This is a genomic window from Allobosea sp. RCC_152_1 (assembly GCF_041360765.1).
GTDB lineage: Bacteria > Pseudomonadota > Alphaproteobacteria > Rhizobiales > Beijerinckiaceae > Allobosea > Allobosea spartocytisi.
The window spans coordinates 49,068-74,490 of the sequence record NZ_JBFUPU010000005.1 but is presented as its reverse complement, the minus strand read 5'-3'; the positions used below and the strand labels follow the sequence as shown (position 1 = coordinate 74,490).

Here is a 25,423-nt window from a genome sequence, read left to right as displayed (position 1 = left end):
TCGGATGTCTGCAGTTGGCCCCTTGCTGACTCGTGGAGCGTCTGCTTTCCGGCAATCCAGTTTGCGCGGCGATACGATTGGCAAAGTTGGCTCATTCTCAACCTCCTGGCCTCCAGTCAATGCACGAAGCTTGCGGCTGACGGCGAGCTTTCGCGATCGACGCTTCTGCGGCAAGCTAGCCGCCTGGAACTGCCATCAGCGAAGCAACCTTGGTTGGCTTTGTCAGCTCGAATAGGCCATCCTGGATCGGGTTCAGGCGATTGTGCAACCTTCCATGGCCATCTTCGCTCGCTCGTTTGCCGGAGGGCAATCGCATCGATGCCCTCCATTCATGCCATTTCTCCTGAACGCGTTCACAGGCGCGCTGTGGACGACGACCGGGAAGGGGCTCAATCATGGAAAAAAGCGCGCCGGCCTAAAGCTCGAAAGCTCTGGTCGCGTCCTTCCATTAACGATCTCATCGGCGGCCATCGCCCCTAAGACCGGCGACAGCGTCGCGCCGCTATGGGTGACCATGACGTAGTAGTTCTCGACACCCGGCACCGGGCCGATGGCCGATAGACCGTCCTGCGGAATCGGCCGCACGGTGACGCGCGCGGCTTCCGGCTTGAGCGGGGCGAGGCCGGGCAGAATGCGCAGCAGGCGGTCGACGAGATCCTGCGCCTGCTCCATGCCGGGATTGACGCCGATCTCCGGCGTCACCGTGGCGTCGGCTGCGCCCCAGTGCAGCATCAGGCGCCCGGCTCCATCCGGCCGGAAGTCGCAGATGGGGCTGGCGATGACGCGCTGGATGCTGGCCGGAACGGGCGGCGTGAAGACGAGGAAACCGATCGTGGGTGCCAATGGCACGTTCGGCGCTGCGGCTCCAACCGTGTCGTTGGACCAGCGCCCGGTGCAGTTGACGACGATGTCGGCATGGAAGGTCTCGCCGCCTTCGCTGCGCACGCCCTTCGCCCGGCCTCCCTCGACGATCAGGCCGGCCACCCTGGTCTGCGTCCGCAATGTCGCGCCATGGCGCCGCGCCGCACTCATCATCGCATGGGCATAGACCACCGGGTCGAGCCAGCCATCGTTTGGGTACCAGGCGATCGGCGCGTCGCCGACGGCCTCGGGCGCGATGTCCGGCTCCAGCTCCAGCAACTGCTTGCGGTCGATCCATTCGGCCGCATAGTCCCAGCTCCGCAGCCGCTCGACCTTGGCCTTCAGCGCGGCTTGCTCGGATTCCGCCCGCCACTCGATGCGTCCGCCGCCGTGCCACCAGGGCGTCGCGCCGAACTCGTCCTTCAGCGCCGCATGGGCCCGCATGCCGGCCACGTTGAGGTCGTGATAGGCACGCGGCGTCTTGTTCGAGGAGTTCGTCCAGGCGAAGGAGATGCCGGATGTCCCGCCGCCGACGCGTGTCGCCTCGAGCACGGTGACCTTGGCGCCGGCGCGCGCCAGCCGGTAGGCGACCGACGTCCCGAGGACGCCGGCGCCGACGACAATGATCTCAGTCATGATCCATATCCGCTAGAGAAGGGGGAGGTTCGAATAGGCTTACGCCGCGCGCTTCGCAGCCCAGCCGTCGCGCACCAGCGATTTCAGTTCGGCGAGCGACATCGCTTCGAGGCCGATCTCGCCGAGCAGATCGTTTTCCGCCGCGAAATCCCGGCCATAGAGCGCCGAGAAGATGTCGACGCCGGCCTGGTGCAGCGTCGCGGGCCGGCCGGCGAGCTTGCCGAGCAGAACTGTCGGATGCAGGCCGAAGGGGGCGTCCTCCAGGACATAGCGCGTGTCGATACTGCTCGGTCCGTTGCCGCCATTGCCGCGGGCAGCGAGCTGGCGCGCCATCTCGCCGACCGGTCCGGGCTCGACATGGAAGGAGAGATTGTAGTGCTCGCGGATGGTGCGGACCTTGTAGCCGGCGGCTTCCGCGATGGCGAGGCGCTCGGCGTCGAGGGCTTCGAGCAGGCGGCCGACGGAATTGGTGTTGTTTTCGTTCTGCCCCCAGGTCTCGCCATGCTCCATGCGGGTGAAGTTGCACAGCGCGATGCCGAGATGGTTCTGCGGGTTAAGATTGGACAGCGAAATCGCCAGCGCGTCGTCGCGCTGGACGAAGCGATCGCCGAACAGCTGCTGGCAGATTGTCAGCCCCCGCTTGGAGGCCGAGACGGGAATCGTCGCGATGTCGACCTTCGAGCGGACGGTCGAGACGTTGACGCTGGCATCGCCGGTCCTGCGGCCGGCGGTCACCGTCGTGCCCCAGACGACGACCGGCACGTCGAGCCCGCGCTCGGCGATCTTGCGGGCGATATAGAGGCCGCTGAACGAGGTGTGGGAGCTTATGATGACGACCTGCCCGACCGCGAGATGCGGGGCGGCGGCGTCCATCGCCGCGCGGTGGCCATTGGCCGGCAGGGCGAAGAGCACCGCCCCGGCCCCGGCGACCGCCTCGGCGGCGCTCGCGGCGACCGCGACCTTGAAGCTGCCGGTCAGGCTGCCGGTCGCCGTCAGAGGTTCGCCCTTGGCGAGGCTCCGGCCGCTCTTGCCGGATGGCGACCACAGCACCGGCTCGTGGCCGAGGGAGGAAAGAAGGGCGGCATTGCCATAGGCAATCGAGCCCGCACCGAGCACAGCGACACGCATCGTCTTGATCCTTGGGAGTTTTGTTGGGGTGGTCTGGGTGGACCGGGCAAGAGCGCCCGGTCCGTCGCAACGAGGCCCGGGACGTCAGTAGGTGTAACCGGCCTTTTCCATGTACTGCTTCGCCAGGTTGAAGTCGTAGGCGATCGGCTTCAGCAGGTCTTGGTCGTAGAATTCCGAGGTGAACGGCATCGGCACCGTGCCGGGCTTGCCGAAGCCGGCAACGACGTTCTTGATGATCTGCTCACGCGGGATCATGTGGCTCATCGCCTTGCGGACATACATCGCCGCTTCCGCGGCGCGGCTGGGGTCCTTCTTGCCGAGCGGCGTCTCGACGCCGGTGCCGAAGACCGGATGGTTCAGGTTGAGGCAGGTCTGCATCCACTTGAACGAGTCGAAGCGATTGACCTTGCCCCATGACGGATCGACGGTGCTGAGCAGGCCGCCGACATCGTACATCGGGTCATGCGCGTCGATGGCGCCGGATTTGATGGCGCTGAGCAAGGCATCGGCGCCCTCGATATTGACCACGTAGAAGGTCTTGACGTTGCCATCGGTCTTTCGCCAGTAGTTCTCGTTCTTGCTGTATTTGTAGGCCTTGCGCGAGGGGTCGAAGCCCTGCGGGATCCAGGGCCCGGTGCCGACGCCGCCCTTCGCCGCGAAGACCTTGCCATCCGAGGTCTTGACCGGGAAGGTGCCGAGCCAGGTCGAGATGACGTGGCCGCGCAATTCCTCCGGCTTGATGTCCTTGTAGGCATGCTTCGGCATGATCGCGATGACCGGCAGCAGGAAGTCGTAGAACAACATGTTCGGTTGCGGCAGCGTCACCGTGATCTCATGCGTGCCGGTGACCTTGTAGGCGTCGCGCGAGCCCATCACCGCTGACAGCGTCGCCTGGAACAGGCTCGCATAGGTCTTGTCGATGATCGTGTCCCAGGTGAACTTGACGTCCTCGGCGGTGAACTCCTCGCCGGAATGCCATTTCACGCCCTTGCGCAGGCTGATGACCCAGCTCTTGCCATCCTCCGAGCCTTTGACCGTTTCAGCCAGCGCCGGGACAAGCTTCTTGTTGGCCCAGCTGTCATATTCCATCAGCGCGTTGTAGACCGGGCCGAAGATGTTGGATTCATTATAGCCGCTGCCATACATCGGGATGAGCTGGCTCGGCGGCTGCCAGGAGGCGAAAGTCGCGGTGACATCACCGGTCGCGCCCTCGATCGACCAGTCCTCCGGCCGCGGATAGAAGACCGGGTTATAGGTCGTCGATTCCATCCCCTTTAGCTTCGGATTGGTGATGATCACCTCTTCCGGATAGAAGACGATGTGCAGCGGCTCGATCTCGTACCAGCGCTTCACGAAGGCGGCCATCGCCGTCTTGCGGTCCTCGGGCGTGATCGCGCGTGAATATGTCTCGATGGCCGCGTCGATCTGCTGGTCGGCGACGCGATAGTAGTTCTGCCCGTTCGGAGGCACGTTCTTGCTGTGGAACAGCGCCTCGGGGCTCGGCGCCAGCCCGTTATAGTAGATCCGCTCCGAATACATGTCGAAGCCACCCTCGACATGGGTCTTGCCGCTGTCGTTGGCGCGCCGCGCGATGACCACGGAAGGCGGTTGGTAGCTCGCATTGACGTCGATGCCGAGCCGCGCGAACTGCTTGCCGATCAGGTCGGTCCAAATCATGCGCGACTGCAGGTTGTTGAAGATCATCAGATAGAGCTTGAAGTGGGGCGGCTTTGCCAGAGCGGGCTCGGGCAGGCCGCCGGCTGCGAGCGCAGCGGCCCCCGCGCCGGTCCATTTCAGAACGTCACGTCGCGTCGATTTCTCAGACATCGTTGTCCCCTCTTCTGGTTGATTGGAAACGGAAGTGACGGTGTCGCTCAGGCCTGGAAGCGCGCCGGGCGGAACGCCTCCAGCTCCGGCCGCTGGCGGCCATGCAGTACCTCGTCTGCCACGACCTGGCCGAGGAAGGGCGAGAGCGTGACGCCGCTATGGGTGACGACGACGTAGTAGCCGTCGACCCCGCGCGCCGGCCCCACCGTCGAGAGCCCGTCCGCCGGAATCGGCCGCATCGTGGTGCGCACGGCCTCGGCCTTGACGCCCTTCAGCCCCGGCAGGATCTCGGCGGCGCTGGCGATGGCGATCCGCGCCTCCTCGCAATCCGGCGTGCGGCTTTCCAGTGCGGCGAAGCGGTCGTCGAGCGAATCCTTGCGCACCATCAGCCGCCCGGCACCGTCCGGCCGGACATCGACATCGGGGGCGTGGAAAGGTCGGCGCAATGCGACGCCGACCGGCGGCGTGAACACCAGGAAGCCGATCGTCGGCGCGAGCGGCACGTTCGGCGCGGTCTGGCTCACCGTCTCGTTCGACCAGCGGCCGGTGCAGTTGATCACGAGATCGGCCTCGTGGAGCGCGCCGCTTTCGTCCCGCGCGCCGACGACGCGGCCATTGCGCGTTTCCAGCCCGGTGATCTTGACGCCGGTCTTGAGCGCGGCACCGTAGCGCTGGCGCGCGGCACGCAGCATGGTGCCGGCATAGAGCACAGGATCGACCCAGCCCTCCTCCGGGCAGAACACGATCTGGGCATCGTCCGGAACCGCATCGAGGGCGATTTCCGGCTCAAGCTCGCCGAGGCGCTTCTTGTCGATGAACTCGGCCGCGTAGCCCCATTCGCGCAGCCGCTTGACCTTTTCGGCCTGCGCAGCGACCTCCGCCGGATCGACGCGCCATTCCAGGCTGCCGCTCTGGTGGAACCAGGGCGTGGCGCCGAATTCCTCCTTCAGCGCCGCATGGGCCCGCATGCCGGCGACGTTGAGGTCGTGATAGGGGCGCGGCGTCTTGTTGTTGGAGTTGGTCCAGGCGAAGCTGACGCCCGAGGTGCCGCCGCCGATACGGTCGGCCTCCAGCACGGTGACCTTCGCCCCGCCCTGCGCCACCCGGTAGGCGACCGAGCTGCCGACGATTCCGGCTCCGACGACGATGATGTTCATCATGGCATGTCCTGTGGGTCTGGTCCGCATTAGCGCGGGTTGTGGCAAGCGAAGGCGTGGGCGCCGTCCGGGGCGGCGAGCGGCGGAACCTGTCGGGAGCAGATCGGCAGCGCCGCCGGGCAGCGGGTGTGGAAGACGCAGCCGGAAGGCCGCTTCACCACGCTGGGAATCTCGCCGCTGATCGCGTCGCGCGGCTTCTGCCGGGCCGGATCGGGCACCGGAATCGCGGAGATGAGGGCCGCGGTATAATGATGGCGCGGCCGGGCGAAGATCTCGTCGACCTCGCCGATCTCGACGAGATTGCCGAGATACATCACCGCGATGCGGTTGCTGAGGAAGCGCACCGAGCTCAGATCGTGCGAGATGTAGAGATAGGAGAGCTTCAGCTCCTCCTGCAATTCGGCGAGCAAGTTGAGGATCTGGGCGCGCACGGAGACGTCGAGCGACGACACCGGCTCGTCGCAGATCAGCAGGCGCGGCTCGACGGCGAGCGCGCGTGCGATGCCGATGCGCTGGCGCTGGCCGCCGGAGAATTCATGCGGGTAGCGGTCGGCATGCTCGGCCGGCAGCCCGACGCGCTCCAGCAGCGCCTCGGCCGCGCCGTCCCATTGCGCCGGGGGAACGAGGCCGTGAACCCTGAGCGGCTCCGACAGGATCTGCCGGACGCTCCAGCGCGGGTTGAGCGAGAGATAGGGATCCTGAAAGACGTATTGCATCTGCCGGCGCAGCGCGAGCACCTCCGGCCGGCGGTCGCGTGAGAAGGTCGCGCAGACATCGGTATCGCCGAGCCTGATCGCGCCGGAGCTCGGCGGGACGAGATGCAGGATCGAGCGAGCGGCGGTGGTCTTGCCGCAGCCGCTCTCGCCGACGATGCTCAGCGTCTCGCCCTCGTCCAGGCTGAAGCTGATGTCGTTGACGGCGCGGATCTCGCCCATGACCTTCTGGCGGAACAGGCCGCGCCGGTGCAGCGGATAGCTCTTCACCAGCCCGTCGACGCTGAGCAGCGGCTTACGGCTCGTACGCTGGCGGGGCTCGGGCACGGGAGCGATCGCGGTCTCAGCCATGGCCGGGCACTCCGGCGCTGCCGCGCTTCAGGCAATGGACGACGCGGCCGGGCTCGATTGCGGCGGCCTGCGGCACGAGCTGCGTGCAGTCCGGCGCAGCCTCCGGACAACGCCCGGCGAAGCGGCAACCGCCGCCGAGCGGCTGGCCCGGCGTTGCCGCGAGCCCGACCGTCGGCAGGCGCTCGCGCCTCCCTTCGGCATCGGCGGCGTAGCGCTTGTCGATCCGCGGCGTCGAGGCGAGCAGGGCTTGCGTATAGGGGTGCGACGGCCGGGCAAAGACGGCGTGCTTGTCGCCGGTCTCGCAGACCTGGCCGGCATACATCACGGTGATCCGGTCGGCTATGCGCGCCACCACGCCCATATCGTGGGTGACGAAGATCATCGACATGCCGAGCCGCTGCTTCAGCTCCTCGAGCAGGTCGAGGATCTGCGCCTGGATGGTGACGTCGAGCGCCGTGGTTGGCTCGTCGGCAAGCACCAGCGCCGGATTGCACAGCAGCGCCCGCGCGATGCACACCCGCTGCTTCATGCCCCCGCTCATCTCATGCGGGTATTGCGACAGGCGCGGGCCGGGATCGGTGATGCCGACGAGACGGAACAGCTCCTCGACGCGCTGCAGTGCAGCCGCGCGCGGCAGCTTCTCGTGAACCTTCAGGATCTCGGCAAGCTGGGCGCCGACGGTCAGCAGCGGATTGAGCGAATAGCCGGGGTTCTGGAAGATCATGGTGAGGCGTCGCCCGCGCAGCTTCTGCATCTCGCGCTGCGATTTCACCGCGAGGTCCTCGCCCTCGAACAGGATGCGCCCGCCCGCGATCCGCGCTGGCGGCGGCAGGAGGTTGAGGATCGCCAGGCTCGACAGCGTCTTGCCGCTGCCGGATTCGCCGACGATGCCCATCGTCTCGCCGGCACGCACTTGGTAGCTAACGTCCTCAATAACCCGGATCGGCGCGTTCCAAGGCGGGAACTGGATGCGCAGATTCTCGACCGAGACCAGCACGGGCGCCTCGATGCCCGCGGCTTCGGACTGTTCCGGCTCAGCAGATGCGGCCTGTCTTTCAGCGGTGAGGCTCGTCATCAGGCTTTGGCCCGCGGGTTGAAGGCGTCGGTCAGCCCGTCCGCCAGGAGGTTGAAGCCGAGCACGGTGACGAAGATCGCGAGGCCGGGGCTCAGCGAAGCCCAGGGCGCGACCTTGAGCGCCTCGTAGTTGAAGTAGAGGAGCTGGCCCCAGCTCACTGCGGCCGGATCGCCGAAGCCGAGGAAGCCGATCATCGCCTCCGCCAGCACGGCCCCGCCGATGCCGAGCGCGATGATGACGATCAGCGAGGGCAAGGCGTTCGGCAGGATGTGGCGGAACAGGATGTCGCCCGAGGTCGCGCCGATGCAGCGTGCCGCCTCGACGAATTCCTGGTTCTTGAGCCGCAGGAACTCGGCCCGCGTCATCCGCGCGATCGGCGCCCAGGAGAAGACGCCGATCAGCAGGATGATCACGCCGAGATTGAGATAGGGCACGCTTTCGAAGGGCGTGTTGACGATGGCGACGCCGAGCAACCGCACCACGGCGAGAATGACGACGAACATCGGGATGACCAGGAAGAAATCGGTGAAGCGCATCAGCACCTCGTCGGTGGTTCCGCCGCGATAGCCGGCAAAGCCTCCGACCAGCACGCCGATCACGGAGGCGATCGACATCGCGCCGAGCCCGACGGCGAGCGCCGTCGGCGCGCCGTAGATCAGGCGGCTGAGCACGTCGTAGCCCATGCGGTCGGTGCCGAGCCAATGCGTCCAGCTCGGCGGCGCCTTGGCGCCGGGGTCGAGCATCGGGCTCTGGTCATGCGCATCGAAGGGCGCGAGGAAGGGGCCGATCACCGCTGTCGCGACGACGAGCATGACGAGCACGAGGCCGAGCATGCCGGTGCGGCTCTTCGTGAAGCGCTGCCAACCTTGCCGCCAGATCCCCTTTGCGGGCTTGGGCAGCGGCTTTGGCAGGGATGCGTGGCTCGCGATCGTCTGGTCGGTCACGCCGCTCACTCCAGGCTGATGCGGGGATCGATGAGGACGTAGATCACGTCCGTCAGCAGGGTCGTGCAGATCAGCATGAAGGCGATGACCGCACTCGCGCCCATGATGACGGGGTAGTCGAGCTGGTGGATCGCAGCGACATAGAGGGAGCCCAGCCCCGGCCAGGTGAAGACGGATTCTGTCACCGGCGCGGTGCCGAGCATCAGGCCGATCAGCAGCCCGAGATAGGTCAGCATCGGGATGAAGGCGGCGCGCAGTGCGTGAACGTAAATGACGCGCCGCTCGGGGATGCCGCTGGCGCGCATCGCGGCGATGAAGTCGCTCTTCAGCACGTCGACCATGTTCGAGCGCATCAGCAGCGTCAGCGTCGCGGTGTTGAAGAAGGTCAGCATCGCGACGGGCAGCACCATGTGCCAGAGCGCGTCGAGCGTCGGGCTGCCGCCGAGCGGGTTGCGGGTCGAATAGGCGCCGTAGCTCGGCAGCCAGTCGAGCGTGTAGGAGAACAGGAAGATCAGCAGGATGCCGAGGAAGAAGGCCGGCAGGGACTGGCCAAGCAGCGCCGTGCCCATTACCGCGAAATCCGAGCGAGAATGCTGGCGGCGGGCGGCCGTGACGCCGAAGAGGATCGCGATTGCCAGCGCGATCAGGATGGCGGGGACCTGAATCTTGAGGGTCTGCCAGCCCCAGGTCAGGATCAGCGAACCGACCGGCTGATTATAGACAATGCTGGTGCCGAAATCGAGGTGGAGCAGCCGCCCGAGCCAGAGCAGGTAGCGGGTGAGCGGCGGCTGATCGAGCCCGTAATAGGACTTCATGCGCTCGATCACCTCGCCGGTCATGCCGGGCGTCTCTGCCATCATCAGCTCGATCGGATTGCCGATCGCGTTGATCAGGAAGAAGATCGCTGCGCTGACGCCGATCATCAGGATGATCGCAAAGATCAGCCTCCTCGTCAGAAAGACGAAAACCCGCATTGCGGCCAGTATCTCCCGTTCAGATTGGCCATAGATCTCCCGTGTTCTGGATGCGCTGTGCGGCGCAGCCAGGACCGGGTCCCGTTTGTTTGATCTATGTCAATGACAGCGAAGGTATGGACCGGAAATCGAGGCGTCAAAGAATATGATTTTGCCAGTTCATTCCTGCAGGTTATGGCGTTCGTGCCGACCTGGACCTTTGCGGCGCCCTCCCGCTCCTCACGAATCCGCGCTGTAGCCGAGCCGTTCCAGCTCGTCCTCGATATCCCGGATCAGTGCGTCGGCCAGCGAGGAGCCCGTCAGGGTGTTCGGACGCAGATGCCAGACCGGAGAGAAGATTTCCGGCGCGAAGGGCTTCGCGACGAGGCCGCGTCCGATGAAGCTGTGCGCGTTGAGCTCGTCGACGAGCGCGATCCCGGCGCCATTGGCGACCAGGGCGCTGGCGACGTTGGCCATTGGCGCGTCGATGAACATGCGTGGCAGCACGCCCGCCTGCTCGAAGACCTTCTCGACGAAGATGCGACGATCCGGCGATCCGATCGAGACGAAGTTCTCGCCGTCGAGATCCTCGGGCCGGATCGTCTTCAGCCCCGCGAGGCGATGGCCTTCGGGCACGGCACAGACATTGGGGATGCGCGCGATCAGGCGGCAGATGACATTGGGATGCGGGGTGAAATGTTCGGTGATCCCGACATCGATCTGCCCGGCGATGACCCATTCGATGATGCGGTCGGAGCTGCGCGAATGCAGCTTGACCGAGGTTTTCTCGTGTTGCCGGCAAAAGCGCGTCAGCAAAGGCGGGATGAGCGTCCCTGCCAGCATCGGCATGACGCCGAGATTGAGCCGCCCGAACTGCAGCTCGCGAATGTCCTTTGTCATCCGCTCGAGACGTTCGACGCTTTCCCAGGTCCGCTGAACCTCCGCGAAATACAGCTCGCCGTCCCGTGTCGGCTTGAGGCGTCCCTTCATGCGCTGGAACAGGATGATGCCGGTGCTGCGCTCGAGCTGGTTCAGCATCTTGCTGGCGGCCGGCTGCGAGACCGACATCGTCTCGGCCGCCTGGGTCAGCGTGCCGAGATGCATGATGTGGCGGAAGAGCTCGACATGCCTGAGATTCACCGTCATCCGTCCCCTCGCAGACATGCGACCGCTGCGTCCTGTGCCCGTGGCTGCGCAGTTCGCGGAGCGATACTCCCCCAATGGCGTCCTGCGGGGAAGCGCCTGAGACATTGAGGGAAGGCCCCGGGCAGAGAGCTGGGTCGGCCGCGGTCAGACTCAGCCCGCCGCGCTCCGGAAAGGCGGCGGCGGCTTGAGGCTGGCGATGAAAGTTTCGACCAGCTTGCTCGTCGGCCGGCCGCGCTGGCGGAACAGGAAGATCGGAACCCGTATCGCCGGCCGGAAGCTGCGAAAGACGAGGCCATGGCCGTCACGCATCCGCGCCGCCTCGCTGTCGACGATGCCGACGCCGCAGTCGGCGGCCGCGAGCGCGCAAATGGTCAGGCCGAGACTTGCATCGATGATCGTCCGGGGATGCTGGCCGTCGCTTTCCAGAGCCTGGGTCAGCTTGCGGCGGAACTCGTCCTCGGGGCCGAGCGCGATGATCCTCTCATTCGCGAGATCGGATGCCTCGATGAAGGGCTTGCCCGCGAGCCGATGCCCTTCCGGCAAGGCGATGACCCCTTCGAGGTCGAACAGCTTGCGACGGGAGAGATTGTACTCCTCGCTGCGGAGCTGGGCGATGCCGAGATCGATCTCGCCGCTGCCGACCAGCCGCGCGGCGTCGGCCGAATTGCTCGAATGCAGCGAGATCGTTACGTCGGGATGCGCTTCGGAGAAGCGGGCGACCATCGCCGGAAGCCAGGCGATGCCCAGCGCGGGAATGGTGCTGACGACGATGCGCCCCTGTTTGCGGTCGCTGAGACCGGCGGCGAAGCGCGCCAGATTCTGCATGCCGAAATAGGTGCGCTCGACCTCGGTATAGAGCAGCCGCGCCTCCTCGGTCGCGGCGATGCCCTTGGTCGTGCGCGCGAAAAGCCGCAAGCCCAGCTCGGCCTCCAGCAATTTGAGGGCCTTGCTGACCGCGGGCTGCGAGATGCGCAGGATGTTGGCCGCCTCGGTGATCGAGCCGGAATCCATGATCGCCTTGAAGACTTCGACCTGGCGGTAATGCATGGCATGACCATAACCTGAGTTCATATAGATCGTAAATTTATGAATTTGAGGCAGATCGAATGCTGTGATCTGCTGACCGATGTCGCCGTTATCCGCACTTTCGACCGGATGACCGGGAAGGCGGCCAAAAAACCAGAGACTGACTTCGCACCGGGCCGGCGGTGGGGCGCTCGCGCGCGCCATGACGCTTGCCCGGACCGACGAAATTGCCAGCTTGGGGAACAGCAGAACATGCGCAGCCTTCGTCATTCCTGCACCGTGGCGGCGTTGGCCACGGGCCTCTCTTTCCTCGCCGCCCAGGCCTTCGCGCAGCCCGCCGGGGTCCTGCGCGTCGCCGTGGGTGCCGATCCGGCGACCTTCGACCCGGCCTTCAACGACCTGCCGGTCGGCAATGCGGTCGATCTCGCGGTGCTGGAGGGGCTCTTCCGTCTCGATCCGCAGAACAATGTCCAGAAGAGCCTCGCGACGGACTCCTCCTTCTCGCCGGACGGCAAGGTCTTCTCCGTCAAGATCAGGGCGGGGAAAACCTTCAGCAACGGTGACCCGCTGAACGCGGAGGCGGTGGCCGCGAGCTTCAACCGCATGCTCGACGAGAAGACCGGCTCGATCTATCGCGGGCTCTACGCTTCGCTCGGCACGGTGAAGGCGGTCGGCGAGGATACGGTCGAGTTCCACATGGCCGAGCCCAACGGCCACGTGCTGATGCTGCTCGCCAGCACCGCAGCCAGCATCGTCAACGTCAAGGCGCTCAAGGAGATGGGCGCCGAGTACGGCCGCAAGCCTGTCGGCTCGGGCCCCTATATGGTCGAGCGCTATGTCGGCGGCGAAGGCTTCCGCCTCGTGCCCAATCCGAAATATGCGGGCGATTATCCGGCCACGCTGAAGGCGATCGAGTTCACCGTGGTGCCGGAGGACGGCTCGCGCATGGCGCTGATGGAGACCGGCGCCGCCGACATCGTCGAGCGCGTGCCGCCCGAATCGATCGCCGCGATCAATGCGCTCAAGAGCGCCAAGGTCGTCACCCCGCCGAGCATGTTCTCGATCAACATGGAGATGGTGCTGCGCGGCCCGCTGGCCGATCCGCGGGTGCGCCAGGCGCTGAACCTCGCCGTCGATCGCGAGGGCATCGCCAAGGGTGTCCTCGGCGGGCTGGGCACGCCCTCGGTCGGCATGGTCGGCCCCGGCACGCAGGACGAATTGCGCAAGACCTTCCCGCCGATCCCGTTCGATCCGGCCGGCGCCAAAAAGCTGCTCGCGGAAGCCGGCTACAAGCCCGGCCAGCTCGCGCTCAGCTTCACCTGCCCGACCGGGCGCTACATCAAGGACGTGCAGGTCTGCCAGGCCCTGGCCGGCTCCTTCGAGGATGTCGGCATCAAGGCGACGCCGCTCGTCGTCGATCGCGGAACCTGGACCAAGGTGGTCGGCATGGAGCCGGCCCAGCGCACCGACAATATGGGCATGGTCGGGCGCGCCACGGCGGGCATGGACTACACGCTCTACCGCCTGTTCTACACCGGCGTCGGCGCCAACCGCACCGGCTATTCCAATCCGCGCGTCGACGCCCTGCTGAAGGAAGGCCGGGCCACGACCGATCCGGCGAAGCAGAAGGCGATCTATGGCGAGGTCCAGGAGATCGTCTGGAAGGACCAGCCCTTCCTCTTCCTCTGGTACCAAACCCAGGCGATCGGCGTCGCCAAGCGCGTCCAGGGCTTCGCCGTCCAGCCCAACGAGACGCTGGTCTTCGACAAGGTGACCCTGAACTAGCGCATTTTCGGGCGAAGTGGGCACGGGTTCGCGTGAAGAAAATGCGATCAAACAAAGAGTTGGAGCATTTCGGCGTTTCTGCAAAACGCGGAAATGCTCCGGCGCCACGCAAGCGGAGGGCCGGACGATGTTCGTTCTGAGACGCCTGGGCGGAGCGCTGCCGACGCTGTTCGCGGTCTCGCTGCTCGTCTTTCTCTTCGTCGACCTGATCCCAGGCGACCCGGCGCAGATTCTCGCCGGGCCGACCGCCTCGAACGAGGAGATCGAGAGCATCCGTCAGTTCCTCGGCCTGAACGAGCCTTTGCTCACGCGCTACGGCCATTTCCTGCGCGGCATCTGGGACCCGGCCGTCGCGACCTCCTTCCGCACCCATCGCCCCGTCGTCGTCGAACTGGCGGAGCGGCTGCCGAACACGCTGATCGTCTCGATTGGCGGGCTCGTCATCGGCGTCGTCGTCGGCACGCTCGCCGGCATTGTCAGCGCGATGCGCCCGGGCGGCTTCGCCGATGCGGCGATCACCGTGCTGACACTCGCGGGGATCTCGATGCCGATCTACTGGCTCGGCCTGCTCTGCATCTGGCTCTTCGCGGTCCATCTCGGCTGGCTGCCGGCGGCCGGGGCCTCGACACCGGCGCATTTCGTCCTGCCGATCCTCGTCATCGCCACGCGGCCGGCCGCGATGTTCAGCCGCCTCGTCGCGGCCAGCCTGACCGAGACGATGGGCAAGGACTATCTCGACACCGCCCGCGCCAAGGGGCTGAGCGAAACCCGTGTCGTGCTCGCCCATGCCTTGCGCAACTCGCTGATCGCGGCGGTGAGCGTCGCCGGCGTGCAGTTCGGCGGCATGCTCGGCGGCTCGGTCGTCACCGAGACTGTGTTCGGCATCCCCGGCGTCGGCCGGCTGCTCGTCGATGCGGTCTCGCGCGCCGACTATCCCGTGATCCAGTACGCGATCCTGATGTTCGCGGTCTTCTTCGTCGTCATCAACCTCGTCACCGACCTGCTGACGCAATGGCTCGACCCGCGCACCCGCGAGCAGGAGAGGCCGGCATGAGCCTGGTGCAGGACATGGCCGCTGGCGCTCCTCCTCTCGCCGCGAAATCCGACGCTGCCCCTCCGCGCCGGCGCTGGACCCTGCTGTGGCGCATCCTCTCCCAGCCCAAGGGCGCGATCGGGCTGACGCTGGTCGTGCTCTATCTGCTGCTCGCAGTCTTCGGGCCGATGCTCGCGCCGCAGGACGCCTTCCGCCAGAACTTCGCCCAGACCCTGCGTCCGCCTTCCGCCGCCCACTGGTTCGGCACCGACCAGCTCGGCCGCGACGTCTTCAGCCGCGTGCTGGTGGGTGCGCGCGCGACGCTCGGCATCGGTGTCGGCGGTGTCGCCGTGGCGTTCCTCATCGGCGTGCCGCTCGGCATCCTCGCCGCCTGGCGGCGCGGCTGGATCGAGGCGGTGCTGATGCGCGCCATCGACATCATGCTGAGCTTTCCCGACATCGTCTTCGCGCTAGCGGTGGTGGCGATCCTCGGCGCCAATACCCAGAATGTCATCATCGCGGTCGGCGTGGTCGCGGTGCCGGTCTTCGCTCGCACGGCCCGCGCCGTGACGCTGAGCATCCTGGCCGAACCCTATATCGAGGGCTCGGCCGCGCTCGGCGCGAGCCCGGCCCGCATCATCCTGCGCCATGTGCTGCCGAACATCTCGGGCACGCTCCTGACGCTCTCGACCCTGCTCTTCGCCTCGACGCTGCTCTCGGCCTCCGGCCTCGGCTTCCTCGGGCTGGGCACGCAGCCGCCCTTCCCGGAATGGGGCACGATGCTTGGCGAAAGCCGCTCCTACATCCGCAGCCACCCTTATCTCGCGACCTTCCCCGGCCTGTTCCTGGCCGTCTCCGCGCTTGCCTTCAACCTGCTGGGCGAAGCGTTGCGTGTGATCTACGACCCGACCAGCCGGCGTAGTGCCAGGAGGGCGCCGCTCTTCGCCTTCCTGCGCCGCGGTTCCCCGACAATTCCCGCCACTGCTCCCGACGCTGTGAACGCCGTTTCGGTCAAGGCCCTGCGCATGGCCTTCCGGACCCGCGACGGCCTGCTCGATGTCGTGCGCGGGGTCGATCTCGCGATCCGTCCGGGCCGGACGCTGGCGCTGGTCGGCGAATCCGGTTCCGGCAAATCGACCTTGCTGCGGGCCATCGGCACGCTCGCCAATCCACAGGAGGTCGCGATCACGGAAGGAGCGATCGGCATCGGCGGGCAATCCGCGCTCGGGCTTTCCGCGACGGCCCTGCGCGAGCTGCGCCGACGCAAGATCGGCGTCGTCTTCCAGGACGCGGCGAGCGCCCTCAACCCGGTCCTGACGGTCGGCGCCCAGCTCGCCGAGGCGGTGAGCGCCGGATCGAGCCTCGACAAGGAAGCCGTCCGGCAGCGCTGCATCGCCCTCTTGAAGGATGTCAGGATCGCCGATCCCGAGCGGCGCCTGGCCATGTATCCGCACCAGTTCTCGGGCGGGATGAAACAGCGCATCGTCATCGCGATCGCGCTCGCCCAGGACCCGCAGGTGCTGCTCGCCGACGAGCCGACCAGCGCGCTCGACGTCACGATCCAGCAGCAGATCCTGGTCTTGCTGCGCGAGATCCAGGCGAAGCGCGGCATGGCGGTGCTGCTCGTCACCCATGACCTGGGCCTTGTCGCCCGCTTCGCCGACGACGTCGCGGTGATGTATGCCGGCCGCATCGTGGAGAGCGGCGAGGTCGCGACCGTGCTGGAGCGGCCGCTGCATCCCTACACGCTGGCGCTCAGCGCCTCCGCGCCCGGTGCCGGCGAGGGGCGCGGCCGGCCGCTGCGCAGCATTCCGGGCGAGCCGCCGCTCATCGGCCAGTTCCCGGCGGGCTGTACCTTCCGCCCGCGTTGCCCGCGCACGCAAGGGCGCCCGGACTGCGCCGAGCGGGAGCCCGAGCCGCGGACCGTCTCCGGCCGGCAGGTCGCCTGCCTCTTCGCCGAGGAGGGCCTGTCGTGAACGCGCCCTTCCGCCTGCCACCCCGACATCCGGACACCGAGAGCGACGACATCGTCGTCGTGGATCGGATCAGCCGGCATTTCGGCGGCCGGAAGACGCTGTTGAGCCGCGTCGCGGCGCCGGTGGTGCGCGCCGTCGACGGCGTCTCGTTCAGCGTCCGGCGCGGGACCTGCTTCGCCATCGTTGGCGAATCCGGCTCCGGCAAGAGCTCGCTCGCCCGGCTCGTCGTCGGCTTGCTCAAGCCCACTGCCGGCGAGGTCACGATCGACGGCACTCGGCTCTCGACGCTCGACAAGACCGGCCTGCGCGCGCTGCGCCGCAAGGTCCAGCTCGTCCTGCAGGATCCGCGCGCCTCGCTCGATCCGCGCATGACCGTATTCGACACCCTGTCTGAGGCGCTGACCGTGCATGGCCTGCATCGCGAGCGCACAGCCCGCGCCGCGCGCATCGATGCCGTGATCGCCATGGTCGGGCTGAACCCGGCGCATCTGGTCCGCTATCCACACGAGCTCTCGGGCGGCCAGCGCCAGCGCGTCGCCATTGCCCGCGCCATCATCTGCGAGCCGGATATCCTCGTCCTCGACGAGCCGGTGAGCGCGCTAGACGTTTCCGTACAGGCGCAGATCATCAACCTGCTCGCCGAGCTGCAGGCCCGCCTCGCCCTGACCTATATCGTCATCACCCATGACCTTGCCCTGGTCGCCCACATGGCTGACGCGGTTGGTGTCATGTATCTCGGCCGCTTCGTCGAGCAGGGCGATGTCGAGGAGGTCTGCGGCGCGCCGCGTCATCCCTATACGCGCAGCCTGATGGCGATTGCCGCGCCTGCGGTGCCGCCGCAGCGCGCCGGGCGCCCCGCTTTGCTCGAAGGCTCGATCCCGAGCCCGCTCGCCATACCCAGCGGCTGCAGCTTCCACACGCGCTGCCCGCTCGCTCGCGAGCTCGCCGCCGAGGGCCTGCCGGGCGTCAACACGCCCGACGGACGCTTGCCGCGCCGCTGCGTTGAGGAAACGCCCGTTCTCCACCCTGCGCCCGGGGGCCGCAGCGCCGCGAGCTGTCATTTCGCGGTTGAACGCCCCCACATCCAAGAGAGTTGAAAGACGAAGGATTCGATCGATGTCCGATCACAACAGCGCCTCCGAAGTCGTCATCGTCGGCGGCGGCATCTACGGGACGAGCCTGGCCTATCAGCTCGCCAAGGCGGGCCGCAGCGTCACCCTGCTCGAGGCTGGCGAGATCGCCGGCGGTGCCTCGGGCGGGCCCGGCGAGCGTGGTGTGCGCGCCAGCGGCCGCGACCTGCGCGAATTGCCGGTCTGCGCGCTGGCCCAGCAACTCTGGGCCGAATACCAGGCCAGGATCGAGGGCGGCGTCGGCTACCGCCGCGTCGGCGGCCTCAAGATCTACGACGTCTCCTACGGCCATCGCGAGCACGAGGTGCGCGGCCGCATGGAAGCGACCGCGATGGTCCAGGCGAGCCTCGGCACACCCTCCGAGGTGCTCTCGCGCGACGAGGCGCTCGCCCGCGAGCCTGAACTTGCTCCCGGCATCCTCGGCGCGATCTGGTGCCCGCATGACGGCGTCGGCGACCACAGCTTCGCGACGCGCCAATTCGCCAAGGAGGCGGCTAAGGCCGGCGCCGTCATCCGCACGGGCGCCAAGGTCGCCGAGATCGTGCAGACGCGCGGGGCGGTGACGGCGGTCAAGCTCGCCAGCGGCGAGACGGTCCCGGTCGGCTCGCGCCTCGTCGTCGTCGCCAATGCCGGCGCCGAGGCGCTGCTCAAGCCCGTGCTGAAACCGCATGAGCTCGGCCCGGTCTGGAACTTGATGCCGCAGATGCATTTCGTCTCGAACCCGCTGAACAGGACGATCAACCACCTGCTCTCCCATGCGCATCGCCGGCTGGCGGTGAAGCAGCTCCCGGACGGCACGATCATGCTCTCGGGCGGAGCCCATGTCGGCTACACGCCGGAAGGGCTGTGGAAGGGCTCCCTCAGCTCGATGACGCAGAACGTCACCGACGGCCTCCTGACCATGCCCTTCATCGACAACTCCAGCCTGCTCAGCGTCGACGCCTCGCGGGTGGAGGCTGTCGCGGCCGACCAGATTCCGCTGATCGGACAGGCCGAGGCGTTGCCGAACCTGATTTACGGCTATGGCTGGTCCGGCCACGGCTTCGCCATTTCGCTCGGCTTCACCAGGCTGTTCAGCGAATGGATCGCGACCGGCGAGAAGCCGGAGGCGCTGGAGCCGTTCTCGCCGCTGCGTTTCCACAAGCCGGCCGAGATGCTCAAGGCCGCCGCGCTCGGGCGCGCCGCGGCCTGACCCCTCCACACCATCGACGCCAGCCGGCGGATGCGGCCCTGCCCGCATCCGCCGCAGGACAGGATCTGGATTCATGCTGACCGATTTCGACCCCGCCCGCCCCGGCAAGACCGTCCACGACCTCGGCCCGATCGTGGGGCCGCCTGAGGGGATCGCAGGGGAGATCCTCTGCTGCATCAATAATGGCGAAGGCCCCTCGGTGCTGCTGCTCGGCGGCATCCATGGCGACGAGTACGAGGCGCAGATCGTGCTGCGCCGCCTGGCCGAGCGGCTGACGCCGGCCGATGTCACCGGGCGCGTCATCATCATCCCCTCGCTCAATTTCCCGGCCTCGCAGAAGGGCAAGCGCCTCTCTCCCTTCGACGGCCAGAACATGAACCGCCGCTTCCCCGGCAAGGCGGACGGCACGCCGACGGAACGGCTCTGCGCCTTCGTGACGGAGCGGCTCTTCCCCGCCGTCGATCTGCTGATCGACGTTCATGCCGGCGGCAGCGACGTCTCGGTGGTGCCGATGGTCTTCGGCTTCGCGACGCAGAAGAGCGTGGTCGACGATGCCCGCCTGAATCGGCTGATGGAAGCCTGGGGCTACCGTTTCGTCCAGCATGTCGACGGCATCGACGAGACGGCCTGCGGTGCCGCCAAGCTCGCCGATCTCGCCTCGATCGAGGTCGAGGGCGGCGGCGGCCGGATGAAATCCGAAGAGCTGACGATCATGGAGGACGGCCTCCTGCGCGCGCTCGCCGATTTCGGCGCGATCAAGCCGCAGCTAGAGCCCGTGCCCTTTGCCGGCGTGCATTTCAGCGCCGGGGCGGACGGGCAATATCTCGCTCCTGCGCCTGCACTGGTGGAACATTGCATTGAGCTCGGCGACAAGGTTGAAAGTGGGCAACTCGTAGCGCGACTGCACCCGATTGGTGGCGTTTCCGCGAATGCGCTTGAGATCAAGGCGCCGGTGTCCGGCTTCGTCCTGCGGCAAACCGAGCATGCTTTTGTGGCCAAGGGGCAGCTCGTTGGAAACATAGGCAGCCTGATCTAGGCAAAGTGAGCGATCCGGAGCGAATGATCCGGATGCTGTTGATCGGCTATTGCTTCGGCATCCGCTCCGAGCGTCGCCTGTGCGAGGAGGTGCGTCTGAACCTGGCCTACCGCTGGTTCTGTCGGCTCGGGCTCGACGGCGGCGCGCCTGATCACTCGACCTTCTCGAAGAACCGGCAGGGCCGCTTCCGCGAGAGCGATCTGTTGCGCGAGCTGTTCGAGACGCCCGTGCGGCTCTGCATCGCGGAGGGGCTGGTCGGCGGCGAAGGCTTTGCGGTCGATGCCAGCCTGATCAAGGCTGATGCCAACAAGCAGCGTTCGGCCGAAGCCTCCGAGCCGGTCGACTGGGACGATCTCGCCCGGACCCGCTGCTCGGTGCGCGAGTATCTCGACACGCTCGACGAGGCCGCCTGGGGCGCGGCCAGCGAGGCCAAGCCGAAGTTCGTCTCCCGCTCCGATCCGGCGGCGCAATGGACCGGAGCCCTGAAGGGCCAGGCCTTCTTCGCCTATGCCCCCAACGATCTGATCGATCTCGATCACGCCGTCATCGTCGAGGTCGAGGCCAGCCGCGCGATCCGGCAGGCCGAGGTCGGCTCGACCCGGACCATGCTCGGACTGGACGCAAGAGCGCTTCGGCCTGTGGCCGGCCAAGCTCGCCGCCGACGGCGCCTACGGCTCACCGTCGTCGAGGGACCGGGCGATTGCGGGCGGGGACGTGTTTTCGTTTCGTCGTGCAGTGAATTGGACGAACAACAAGTTGGCGCCAACCACGAGTGATGCGCCGATCAGCGTGGCGACGAGACGATCGAGCAGCAGATCGTTCTCCAACGTCCGACCGGCGTCGATGAGCAGGATGATCAGCGGCGTCATCACAGCCGAGTAGGCAAGATAATTGCCGCCCCGCAGCACAGGGCGCACAGCGGCCAGAAGCCCGATGGCGACCACGAGAGCCCACGCGGGCAGTCCCAGCCGCAGGAAGATCCCTGCCGCGGCAACCCCGAGTGCCGTGCCAAGCGCCCTCTGTGTTGCCTTGATCGGCACAGTCTCCACGTGCCGCGGAGTCAGGATCGCCACGGTCAGCCCGATCCAGTGAAAATGATGGTTGGGCCAGGCGATATCCAGCCCCGTAGCAATCGCCAGGCAAGTGACCAGCCTTGCAGGGTAGCTCCAGCCGGCCGGCGCGGCGAGCGAGCGTCGCCAGCGGACGAATTTCTGTCGTGCCGTCGGGACCCGGACCGGCGCATCGGCGGGCTCCGGCGCTGCTTGCCGGGTTCGGCGGGCGAGGGCGCCGAAAAGCAGGTTGAGCCCTGAGGTCCAAAACGCACCCGCGGAAATCAGCCCCACGAACCCCAGCGAGGTCAATGCGCGCACGGGTTCCGCAGCCGGCGGCACGGCGCTCACAATCATCAGGAAGAGGACAAAACGGGTCGCCGCTACGACCATGAAGCGACTGAAGCCGCTGATCACCGCAGCGATGCCCGAAAGCAGGAGCAGCCCGACATTGCTCAGCCAGCCATATCCTCCAAGAAGGGCTGCACAAAGCGCAGCGAGAACTATGGGAACGAGCGCATCGAGCTCGCTCTTTGCATGTGCCTGCAAGCCTGCGCCAATCTCCACGCGCCCCACCGCGAGGCCGCCGATGGCCGCAGCAAGGCCCAGCTCGAGGTGCCCTCTCTGCATGGCGAGAAGCACCGGGCAGGCCATGCCCAGCCCCGCCGCAAGAATCGCGGCGACCTCGATTTTCCCGTCTGGGGACCAGCGAAGAGCCTCCCGCAGATGCGCTCTTGTGCTCAGGTTCGGCATTCGCTCCGGATGTCCTGGTGCCTCCCGATATAATACGCTATGCGTAGCATATGGAAAGTTCATCCCGTGAGGAAGCCATATCGGTTCTGCGGGCCGTTCTGGCGCTCGGCCGCCGGCTGCGAGCAGAGCGTCCGAAGGGTTCGGTCACCCTGTCCGCTGTCAGCATCCTCGGAACCCTAAGCCGGCTTGGCCCTATGGCCGCCACCCAGCTCGCTACCGAGGAACGTCTTCAGCCCCAGTCGCTGACTCGCATCCTCGCGGGTCTGGAGCAGGAGGGCCTCATTGTCAGAGCCCGAAGCGATGCCGATCGGCGCGAAATCCTCATTGCCCTCAACGATCGAGGGCGGCGCGTGTTGGCCGACGATATTCATGCGCGGCGGGTCTGGTTGGAGAACGCCATCGCAGCCGTGCTGAACGAGAAGGAGCGCGATCTGCTGTTCGCTTCGTCCGAGGCCATGCTCAAGCTTGCCCTCCACCGCGGCCCTGGTGATGAAGAGGCTGCAGAATGACAGCCCCCAGGGTTCGGATTTCGGCGGCTCCTGCCGAAGGCGAATGACCAGGCGGGACTCGGCCCGGCGCTTGGATTGCCGATAGGTCTCGACAGCATCGGCGACTGCCGCGCGCTCGCGTTCTTCGTCGCTAGCGGTGGTACAGCCCAGCAGTTCCTCCGCCCGCTCCAGCGCAGCGGTCAGCTCCTGCTCATCGCGGATGACGAGATGGGCCACGGCGCATCAACCGGCGCCTCATCCGTTCGTTCCCTTCGGCGTCTATCGATCGGCTCATAGAACTCATGCGTATCGCCCCGCGCATGAGGTTCTTCGAGCCGCTTCACGCGCCTTCCCCGTCGAATGGGGCTGCGGCTGCGATCTCGCCTGTAGTGATCGGCTTGATCGGCATGCGCTGCCTGAAGTAGCCGATCTCCTCCTGGCCTTTCCCGCTCAGCGCGGACATCGTCTCCGTGACCGTATGCCCGCACATTCGGCCCTGGCAGGGCCCCATCCCGCAGCGCAGGAATCCCTTCGCCTGGTTAGGGCCTGCCGCGCCCTCCTTCACGACGCGCGCGATCTCGCCGCGCGTCACCTCCTCGCAGCGGCAGATGATGACGTCGTCCGCCTGCGGCACGACGAAGGCGTCGCTCGGCCGGTAGAGCGTCTCCAGGAACGGCCTGACGGCGCGGTCGCGCCCGAGCGCCGCCCGCAAAGGAGTGCCGGCCCTGTTGCGCTCCCGCTCGTCGATCGCGCCGAGGTCGCGGGCGATGTCGAGTGCGGCGAGCGCGCCGCTCAGCCGCGCCGAAACGGCGCCGGCGATTCCGGCTTCGTCGCCGGCGATCCAGAGCCAGGGCTGGCTGGAGCGGTTCCACTCGTCGAGCGCGGGCCGCCAGCAGCGCTGGCGCTCGTCCCAGAGGTGCCGGCAGCGCAGAGCCATGGCGAGATTCACATTGGGCACGACGCCCTGATGGAGCGCGACACGGCCCGTATCGGCGCGCTGCCAGCGCCCGCCGCTACGCCATCTCACGCCGCGTATGGCGTCCTCGCCTTCGAGCTCCACCTGCTCCACGCCGCGCTCGATCCGAACGCCCGCGGCCCGCAGCTCGCGGATCAGACCGAGCCCCTTGAACAGATAGCGGGCGGCGAGAAGGGCTCGCGGGAGATGCGGGAGTGCCGCGCCGAGGTTCCTCCGCGGTGTCGTCTCGATGATCAGCCGCGGCGGATGGCCGGCGCGACAATATTGCGCCGCGACGAGGTAGAGCAGCGGCCCGCAACCGACGAAGACAATGTCGTCCTCCACCAGCCCGGCGGATTTCAGCAGGATCTGGGCCGCGCCGGCGGTCATCACGCCGGGCAAGGTCCAGCCGCGGAGCGGAAAGGGACGCTCCATCGCACCGGCCGCCGCGACGATCCGGCGCGCGAAGGTCACGCCCGAGCCGCTGCGCGAGCGCCAATGGATCTCTCCCTCTGCGATGGACCAGACCATCGTCCCGGCGCGATGCTCCGCGCCGGAGCGCTGGAAGGCCTCGACCAGGTCGAGACCCGCATAATAGTCCGGTCCCAGGATGTCCTGGCGATCCCGTTCCGGCCGCTCGGTAACGGCGCGATAGATCTGGCCACCGGGTCGGCCGGCCTCGTCGAACACCACGCAGCTCAGCCCCTGCTTCCGGGCCATGACGGCAGCCGCCATGCCGGCCGGCCCCGCGCCGATGATCGCGACGTCGAACGGGGCGATCACCGGTTGATCTCCGCGGCACCCGCCTGCGGCTCGACGACCATGCCGCCATGCACGATCTCCAGGCAGGCCTGCCGATTGGGCTCGCCATCGACCGTGACGAGGCATTCGAAGCACACCCCCATCATGCAATAGGGGCCGCGCGGGGCCCCTGATCGCGGTGTGCTGCGGAAGGCCTTGATGTCGGCACGCAGAATGGCCGCAGCGAGATTCTCCCCTTCGCGGGCGGGAATGGCTCTGCCCGCGAAGGTGAACGAGGTATCGAATTCCCGGAGGTCAAGACGCTGGAACACTGAAGCGATCCGATGAGAAAGGCTGCCAGGCCGGATCCAGCCGGCCGGCGGACAATGCGGTGGCAAGGGGGCCGGCATGGAACGGCGCGAGCGTGACGCCGCTATGGACCGTGACCAGGAAGGCGCCCGGATGGGCCGCCGACTCGGCATAGACTGGCATGCCGTCCGGCGACATCACGCGCAGCGCCGCCCAACTGCGCACGACCTGCGCATTGGCGAGCAGCGGCAAGGCGGCGACGGCGCGTTGGGCCGTCGTCTGGATGACATCGGGCGTGGTGCGATCGTCCAGCCCGGCCTCTTCCGAGGATTCCCCGAAGATGACGCCGCCCTCCACCGTCTGGCGGATGAAGCTGATCCCGTAGCGCAGGAAAGGCTTCAGTTTCTCCGTGACCAGAATCTGGCCCCGGACGGGACGGATCGGAGCGAACAGGCCCAGCCCGGGTGCGAGTACCTTGTTGCCGAGCCCGGCGGTCAGGATCACCCGATCGGCGAGCCAGTCGCCCTGAGGCGTCTCCACCCGAAAACCCGAGCCGTCCGGCGCAAGGCGCTCCACGGGGTGGCCGGGCCGGTAGTCGCCGCGCCGTTCGAACACCGACAGCAGGGCGCGCAGCAGATGGAACGGGTTCGTCGTGCCGTCGTCGCTGCAGAACGTCGCCCCGACCACCGCGGGGCCGACCTCGGGCAGCAGCCTGCGGATGCCGGCATTGTCCATGACCTCGAACCGGCTCGGCACCGTGGCCTGGGCATCCAGATCGGTCAGCGTCTTGCTGCGGCGTTCCAGTTCCGCTTCCGTGAAGCAGAAGAAGAACGCCCCGGGCCGCCGGAAATGCAGGTCGATCCCGCTCTCGGCCCCGAGATCGTGGGCGAAATCGTCCCAATCCTTCGCCGCCCGCCGGGTCAGGTCGGCATAGGCCGGGCCGCCCGCGCCCTTGCCCTGGACCCAGACATTGCCGAGATTGCCGCGCGCCGCCCGAAAGGCGATGTCGCCCTCGTCGAACAGCGTCACCTTTTCACCGCGGGCGGCGAGACCATAGGCGACGCTCGCGCCGACGATGCCGCCGCCGATGACGGCGATTCCCGTCTTGTGCGGGCTCCTCATGCGGTCCTGCCCATGTCGTCACAGGGCGAATAGGTCC

At 67.1% G+C, this 25,423-nt stretch carries 21 protein-coding genes and 1 pseudogene; 8 read left to right on the top strand and 14 right to left on the bottom strand.

Translation table 11 applies throughout. The features are described from left to right. Positions 1-393: 393 nt before the first annotated feature. The 10 genes from AB6806_RS17570 to AB6806_RS17525 form a co-directional block, all read right to left on the bottom strand. On the bottom strand, positions 394-1,497 hold the full coding sequence (locus AB6806_RS17570) for an NAD(P)/FAD-dependent oxidoreductase (RefSeq protein ID WP_133560831.1): 1,104 nt from the start codon (positions 1,495-1,497) through the stop codon (positions 394-396). Positions 1,498-1,536: 39 nt separating this feature from the next. Beyond that, entirely contained in the window at positions 1,537-2,625 is a 1,089-nt protein-coding gene (locus tag AB6806_RS17565) for an NAD/NADP octopine/nopaline dehydrogenase family protein (protein WP_142023163.1), read from the bottom strand. A gap of 84 nt (positions 2,626-2,709) precedes the next feature. Beyond that, positions 2,710-4,452, bottom strand: a complete 1,743-nt coding sequence (locus AB6806_RS17560) for an ABC transporter substrate-binding protein (protein WP_038363347.1) — start codon at positions 4,450-4,452, stop codon at positions 2,710-2,712. A 47-nt stretch (positions 4,453-4,499) separates the two neighbouring features. Next, positions 4,500-5,612 (bottom strand): NAD(P)/FAD-dependent oxidoreductase, encoded by a 1,113-nt coding sequence (locus AB6806_RS17555; protein ID WP_185748049.1) that lies wholly within the window; start codon positions 5,610-5,612, stop codon positions 4,500-4,502. Between the two features lie 26 nt (positions 5,613-5,638). Next, positions 5,639-6,673 (bottom strand): ABC transporter ATP-binding protein, encoded by a 1,035-nt coding sequence (locus AB6806_RS17550; protein ID WP_370955034.1) that lies wholly within the window; start codon positions 6,671-6,673, stop codon positions 5,639-5,641. Further along, positions 6,666-7,748: an ABC transporter ATP-binding protein gene (locus AB6806_RS17545; protein ID WP_370955033.1), complete on the bottom strand. Its 1,083-nt coding sequence runs from the start codon at positions 7,746-7,748 to the stop codon at positions 6,666-6,668. Before AB6806_RS17545 ends, AB6806_RS17550 begins: the two co-directional genes overlap by 8 nt. Next, positions 7,748-8,692 (bottom strand): ABC transporter permease, encoded by a 945-nt coding sequence (locus tag AB6806_RS17540; RefSeq protein WP_142023167.1) that lies wholly within the window; start codon positions 8,690-8,692, stop codon positions 7,748-7,750. The genes AB6806_RS17545 and AB6806_RS17540 overlap by 1 nt, the downstream gene beginning before the upstream one ends. 5 nt (positions 8,693-8,697) lie before the next feature. After that, the gene (locus AB6806_RS17535; protein ID WP_370955032.1) at positions 8,698-9,666 is read right to left on the bottom strand and encodes an ABC transporter permease; all 969 of its coding nucleotides are present in this window, start codon (positions 9,664-9,666) and stop codon (positions 8,698-8,700) included. A gap of 219 nt (positions 9,667-9,885) precedes the next feature. Continuing rightward, positions 9,886-10,791, bottom strand: coding sequence for a LysR substrate-binding domain-containing protein (locus tag AB6806_RS17530; RefSeq protein WP_370955031.1), 906 nt, complete (start codon positions 10,789-10,791; stop codon positions 9,886-9,888). Positions 10,792-10,941: 150 nt separating this feature from the next. Further along, positions 10,942-11,838, bottom strand: a complete 897-nt coding sequence (locus tag AB6806_RS17525; RefSeq protein WP_038363354.1) for a LysR family transcriptional regulator — start codon at positions 11,836-11,838, stop codon at positions 10,942-10,944. Between the two features lie 231 nt (positions 11,839-12,069). On the opposite strand from AB6806_RS17525, the gene AB6806_RS17520 reads away from it, so the two are divergent. From AB6806_RS17520 to AB6806_RS17490, 7 genes and pseudogenes are all read left to right on the top strand, one after another. Further along, a complete protein-coding gene (locus AB6806_RS17520; protein WP_370955029.1) occupies positions 12,070-13,602 on the top strand; it encodes an ABC transporter substrate-binding protein in 1,533 nt (510 codons plus the stop codon). Between the two features lie 127 nt (positions 13,603-13,729). Next, positions 13,730-14,656, top strand: coding sequence for an ABC transporter permease (locus AB6806_RS17515; RefSeq protein ID WP_038363357.1), 927 nt, complete (start codon positions 13,730-13,732; stop codon positions 14,654-14,656). Continuing rightward, the gene (locus AB6806_RS17510) at positions 14,653-16,611 is read left to right on the top strand and encodes a dipeptide/oligopeptide/nickel ABC transporter permease/ATP-binding protein (RefSeq protein WP_185748051.1); all 1,959 of its coding nucleotides are present in this window, start codon (positions 14,653-14,655) and stop codon (positions 16,609-16,611) included. Before AB6806_RS17515 ends, AB6806_RS17510 begins: the two co-directional genes overlap by 4 nt. Then, on the top strand, positions 16,608-17,708 hold the full coding sequence (locus AB6806_RS17505) for an ABC transporter ATP-binding protein (protein WP_142023172.1): 1,101 nt from the start codon (positions 16,608-16,610) through the stop codon (positions 17,706-17,708). The genes AB6806_RS17510 and AB6806_RS17505 overlap by 4 nt, the downstream gene beginning before the upstream one ends. A 19-nt stretch (positions 17,709-17,727) precedes the next feature. After that, positions 17,728-18,933 (top strand): NAD(P)/FAD-dependent oxidoreductase, encoded by a 1,206-nt coding sequence (locus AB6806_RS17500; protein ID WP_142023173.1) that lies wholly within the window; start codon positions 17,728-17,730, stop codon positions 18,931-18,933. A 73-nt stretch (positions 18,934-19,006) separates the two neighbouring features. Further along, positions 19,007-19,969 (top strand): M14 family metallopeptidase, encoded by a 963-nt coding sequence (locus AB6806_RS17495; protein WP_185748052.1) that lies wholly within the window; start codon positions 19,007-19,009, stop codon positions 19,967-19,969. An 11-nt stretch (positions 19,970-19,980) separates the two neighbouring features. After that, positions 19,981-20,647: pseudogene (locus AB6806_RS17490) on the top strand (transposase); the annotation flags it as partial. Here the strand turns inward: AB6806_RS17490 and AB6806_RS17485 are convergent. Then, a complete protein-coding gene (locus AB6806_RS17485) occupies positions 20,638-21,375 on the bottom strand; it encodes an FUSC family protein (protein WP_370955207.1) in 738 nt (245 codons plus the stop codon). The pseudogene AB6806_RS17490 and the gene AB6806_RS17485 sit on opposite strands and share 10 nt — an antisense overlap. Positions 21,376-21,821: 446 nt before the next feature. Between AB6806_RS17485 and AB6806_RS17480 the strand changes: the two genes are divergently transcribed. Then, positions 21,822-22,280, top strand: coding sequence for a MarR family winged helix-turn-helix transcriptional regulator (locus AB6806_RS17480; RefSeq protein WP_142023176.1), 459 nt, complete (start codon positions 21,822-21,824; stop codon positions 22,278-22,280). A gap of 319 nt (positions 22,281-22,599) precedes the next feature. Here AB6806_RS17480 and AB6806_RS17475 read toward each other — a convergent pair whose 3' ends face one another. From AB6806_RS17475 to AB6806_RS17465, 3 genes are read right to left on the bottom strand one after another with little or no spacing between them, the layout of a single operon-like run. Continuing rightward, positions 22,600-23,997, bottom strand: a complete 1,398-nt coding sequence (locus AB6806_RS17475; protein WP_370955028.1) for an FAD/NAD(P)-dependent oxidoreductase — start codon at positions 23,995-23,997, stop codon at positions 22,600-22,602. Continuing rightward, positions 23,994-24,287 carry a (2Fe-2S)-binding protein gene (locus AB6806_RS17470; RefSeq protein ID WP_112763725.1) on the bottom strand — a complete coding sequence of 98 codons (294 nt, stop codon included), beginning with the start codon at positions 24,285-24,287 and terminating at the stop codon, positions 23,994-23,996. Before AB6806_RS17470 ends, AB6806_RS17475 begins: the two co-directional genes overlap by 4 nt. Beyond that, positions 24,271-25,386 carry an NAD(P)/FAD-dependent oxidoreductase gene (locus AB6806_RS17465; protein ID WP_133560803.1) on the bottom strand — a complete coding sequence of 372 codons (1,116 nt, stop codon included), beginning with the start codon at positions 25,384-25,386 and terminating at the stop codon, positions 24,271-24,273. The genes AB6806_RS17470 and AB6806_RS17465 overlap by 17 nt, the downstream gene beginning before the upstream one ends. Between the last annotated feature and the right edge of the window lie 37 nt (positions 25,387-25,423).

Excerpts from the sequence above, each read along its gene's own strand:
- AB6806_RS17570 (WP_133560831.1), bottom strand. The coding sequence starts at position 1,497 with ATGACTGAGATCATTGTCGTCGGCGCCGGCGTCCTCGGGACGTCGGTC.
- AB6806_RS17565 (WP_142023163.1), bottom strand. The coding sequence starts at position 2,625 with ATGCGTGTCGCTGTGCTCGGTGCGGGCTCGATTGCCTATGGCAATGCC.
- AB6806_RS17560 (WP_038363347.1), bottom strand. The coding sequence starts at position 4,452 with ATGTCTGAGAAATCGACGCGACGTGACGTTCTGAAATGGACCGGCGCG.
- AB6806_RS17555 (WP_185748049.1), bottom strand. The coding sequence starts at position 5,612 with ATGATGAACATCATCGTCGTCGGAGCCGGAATCGTCGGCAGCTCGGTC.
- AB6806_RS17550 (WP_370955034.1), bottom strand. The coding sequence starts at position 6,673 with ATGGCTGAGACCGCGATCGCTCCCGTGCCCGAGCCCCGCCAGCGTACG.
- AB6806_RS17545 (WP_370955033.1), bottom strand. The coding sequence starts at position 7,748 with ATGACGAGCCTCACCGCTGAAAGACAGGCCGCATCTGCTGAGCCGGAA.
- AB6806_RS17535 (WP_370955032.1), bottom strand. The coding sequence starts at position 9,666 with ATGCGGGTTTTCGTCTTTCTGACGAGGAGGCTGATCTTTGCGATCATC.
- AB6806_RS17530 (WP_370955031.1), bottom strand. The coding sequence starts at position 10,791 with ATGACGGTGAATCTCAGGCATGTCGAGCTCTTCCGCCACATCATGCAT.
- AB6806_RS17525 (WP_038363354.1), bottom strand. The coding sequence starts at position 11,838 with ATGCATTACCGCCAGGTCGAAGTCTTCAAGGCGATCATGGATTCCGGC.
- AB6806_RS17520 (WP_370955029.1), top strand. The coding sequence starts at position 12,070 with ATGCGCAGCCTTCGTCATTCCTGCACCGTGGCGGCGTTGGCCACGGGC.
- AB6806_RS17515 (WP_038363357.1), top strand. The coding sequence starts at position 13,730 with ATGTTCGTTCTGAGACGCCTGGGCGGAGCGCTGCCGACGCTGTTCGCG.
- AB6806_RS17510 (WP_185748051.1), top strand. The coding sequence starts at position 14,653 with ATGAGCCTGGTGCAGGACATGGCCGCTGGCGCTCCTCCTCTCGCCGCG.
- AB6806_RS17500 (WP_142023173.1), top strand. The coding sequence starts at position 17,728 with ATGTCCGATCACAACAGCGCCTCCGAAGTCGTCATCGTCGGCGGCGGC.
- AB6806_RS17495 (WP_185748052.1), top strand. The coding sequence starts at position 19,007 with ATGCTGACCGATTTCGACCCCGCCCGCCCCGGCAAGACCGTCCACGAC.
- AB6806_RS17485 (WP_370955207.1), bottom strand. The coding sequence starts at position 21,375 with ATGATTGTGAGCGCCGTGCCGCCGGCTGCGGAACCCGTGCGCGCATTG.
- AB6806_RS17480 (WP_142023176.1), top strand. The coding sequence starts at position 21,822 with ATGGAAAGTTCATCCCGTGAGGAAGCCATATCGGTTCTGCGGGCCGTT.
- AB6806_RS17465 (WP_133560803.1), bottom strand. The coding sequence starts at position 25,386 with ATGAGGAGCCCGCACAAGACGGGAATCGCCGTCATCGGCGGCGGCATC.